Origin of the sequence: Lentzea roselyniae (assembly GCF_039537795.1) — a bacterium.
Classification (GTDB): Bacteria; Actinomycetota; Actinomycetes; order Mycobacteriales; family Pseudonocardiaceae; genus Lentzea; species Lentzea atacamensis.
In genome coordinates, this window is the sequence record NZ_BAABBE010000105.1 from 1 (window position 1) to 2672 (window position 2672).

The following is a 2672-nucleotide window of genomic DNA, read 5'->3' on the forward strand; positions in this document are numbered from 1 at the left end:
CTAGCCGGTCACACACGCATCGCCACCGGCCTGCGTCACACCAGCCGAGACTTCACCCGACCACTCACCCTGCTCGGAATCCACCCCTGACCAGCACCAACACGACTTTGCCGGAACCCTGGGGCGGCACCCCACTCGCCGCCATCACTGCACTCGGCGTCACCAAATGGGTCAACAACCTCCACCGGCTCGGCTACGCACCCACCACCGTCGCCAGCATCGTCAAACTGCTGTCGATGATGCTCACCGACGCCGCCGACGAACGCCTCATCCCCGACAACCCCATCCGCAGACGCCGCCGCCGCGGACGCCGCGCCCACCGCATCGAACGCGAGAAAATCTGGGCCACACCCGAAGAAGTCCTCCGGATCGCCAGCCAAGCCACGCTGCTCGACGGCGAAGGCGCCGGACTACTCATCATCACCGCCGCCTGGACCGGCTGCCGCTGGGGCGAACTCACCGGACTACACCGCGACAACCTCGACCTCGACGCCGGCACCCTCACCATCGACCCGCTCATCGGTGCCCTGCACGAAAGCACCCACGAAAGGTGGCTCGGCCCGCCCAAGACCGCCGCTTCCGCCCGCACCATCACACTGCCGCCGTTCCTCGTCGGCCTGCTGCGCTTCCACCTGCAACGGCACACCGGCGACTACGTGTTCACCACACAGAGCGGAACCTGGCTGTGGCGCAGCACCTTCATCCGCCGCGTGCTCGGCCCGGCCGTCAATGGCAACCGTGATCACCCCGGCGCCCGCGTCCACACTCAGCCCATCCGGCCAGGACTGACGTTCCACGGACTACGGCACAGCCACAAGACCTGGCTCATCGCCGGCGGTGCACCCGAAATCGCCCAGGCCCGCCGACTCGGACACCATCTGCACAACCGCGTCGTTGAGGTCTACTCCCACGTCGCGCCCCAAGTCGAACAGCGGCTTCTCAACGACCTTCAACGCCAATGGACCACCGCATCGGCCGTTGTTCGAATGCACCCCATCGCACCGGAACCCGTACCACGCCGATTCATCGGAACCGCTGCGGCATAACGAATTCACTGTCCCTCACACCGTTGGCATGAGGGACACCGCAACCACCGAGGCCACACCACCACGAGACGATCATGCTGGAGAAACTTCCTCCAACTCTCCTCCACAGGGTCAACGCACCCGCGACAGGAGGCGATCAAGACCGGAACACAAAGAACCCGCCTGACCAGCGAAAATCGCTCGATCAGACGGGCTCAAACTACGCGTGGAGCTGAGGGGACTCGAACCCCTGACCCTCACACTGCCAGCGTGAGTCGGGGCAAACCTTCACCTGCGGCGATTAAGAAACCGCACGTCATGCCGGTTCCGTTCACCGTCGTTGAGTTCAGTCTAACGCCGTTCGGAGCGCATGGACTCTCCGGATTTCTCCAGACCGATCCAGTGTGAGAGTCGCCTTGAATGACCTTGACTCAACGTCGAATCAGCTTCAGACAAGCCGCGTGGCGATGTCGAGTACACACAGGAAAGAACAGTATCTGCAGTCATCACCGAACCCTGGAGTCAGCTGATGTCCAAACAACACCCTCACCGTCTCGCTGAGCCTCGTATCTCACGAAACGCCCTTGATATCGCCCGTGACGCGTTCGCGGCGCTGAGCACCGGACCTGACGCGATCCACCTTGACGGCGAGTTGTTCCCAGGGCTTCCTGATCGCCGACTGCGACTTGAGGAAGTCCGCAACATGCTGCTGGACCGGCAATGCCCGCAAGCCACCAGGGATGCCGTGTGGAGGCATCTGGTTCTGCGGGCTCGCTCGGAGGAGGTGGCGTGGAGGACCGCCGCGGTCGGCATGGCCCTGCCCGCGTTGATCTCCGCATCATCCAAGCTGACCTCGACCTTCGTCTGCGGCACCGCGGACGTGCACAGCGAGATCGTGACCGGGTTCCTCGCCGCCCTGGCGACGGTCGACCTACGACGGCCAAGGATCATGCTTCGCCTCAAGTGGGCGGCCTACCGAGTTGGCCATGCGGCTCTCGTGGAGGCCCGAAACCGGCCAACCCCGGCGGGCTTGGAAGCCTCCGCCGTGCCTGTGGCGGCTGTACCTGGCCATCCCGACCTCGTGCTCGCGCGAGCAGCTGCCGATGGAGTGCTGAGTCAGACCGACGCTGATCTGATCGGTGCGACCCGCCTGGAGGGCGTGTCTGTCACCGACTGGGCAGAGCAGCACAACATGAGTCAGTGGGCTACTTACAAAGCACGACAGCGAGCGGAGGAACGTCTGCGGCGCTACCTCGCAGGCACGTGGTCGCCGCAACGCCCATGTACCGCTGCATGCACACCTGGCTGGGGCCACCGGCAGGCACGACGGCGGCCCCAGAACCCAGCTCGTCGGAGCGTTCACGCCGCCGAATCGGGTATGCGATCGTTCAGGAAGCCGAGCAGCTTCCGTTCTGCCCGCGCCAACGCTTCCTGACACCCGTACCTGCTCAGACCGCACCGACCTGCGACCACGTGCCGGTTCTCGCCGTCGAGGTGTACCGCAGACAGCAATCCCGCCTGTTCCTCGGTCAGCGCGCTGCCGAGCACCGCGTCCGCGAGAATCAGATCTGGATGCCCATTGACCTTCCTTCGGATCCCGATCGCGTCGTCGACAGCGGCGTTCTGCCGGCGAAGCCGGCTCTCCCG

The 2672-nt window shown here is 64.8% G+C and carries 2 protein-coding genes; both read left to right on the plus strand.

Going from position 1 to position 2672, the window contains the following annotated elements; genetic code table 11:
- Positions 1-107: 107 nt before the first annotated feature.
- On the plus strand, positions 108-1046 hold the full coding sequence (locus ABFX45_RS46010) for a tyrosine-type recombinase/integrase (RefSeq protein ID WP_346137399.1): 939 nt from the start codon (positions 108-110) through the stop codon (positions 1044-1046).
- 1242 nt (positions 1047-2288) lie between these two features.
- The coding region (locus tag ABFX45_RS46015; RefSeq protein ID WP_346137400.1) for a hypothetical protein at positions 2289-2672 on the plus strand (384 nt) is incomplete at its 3' end.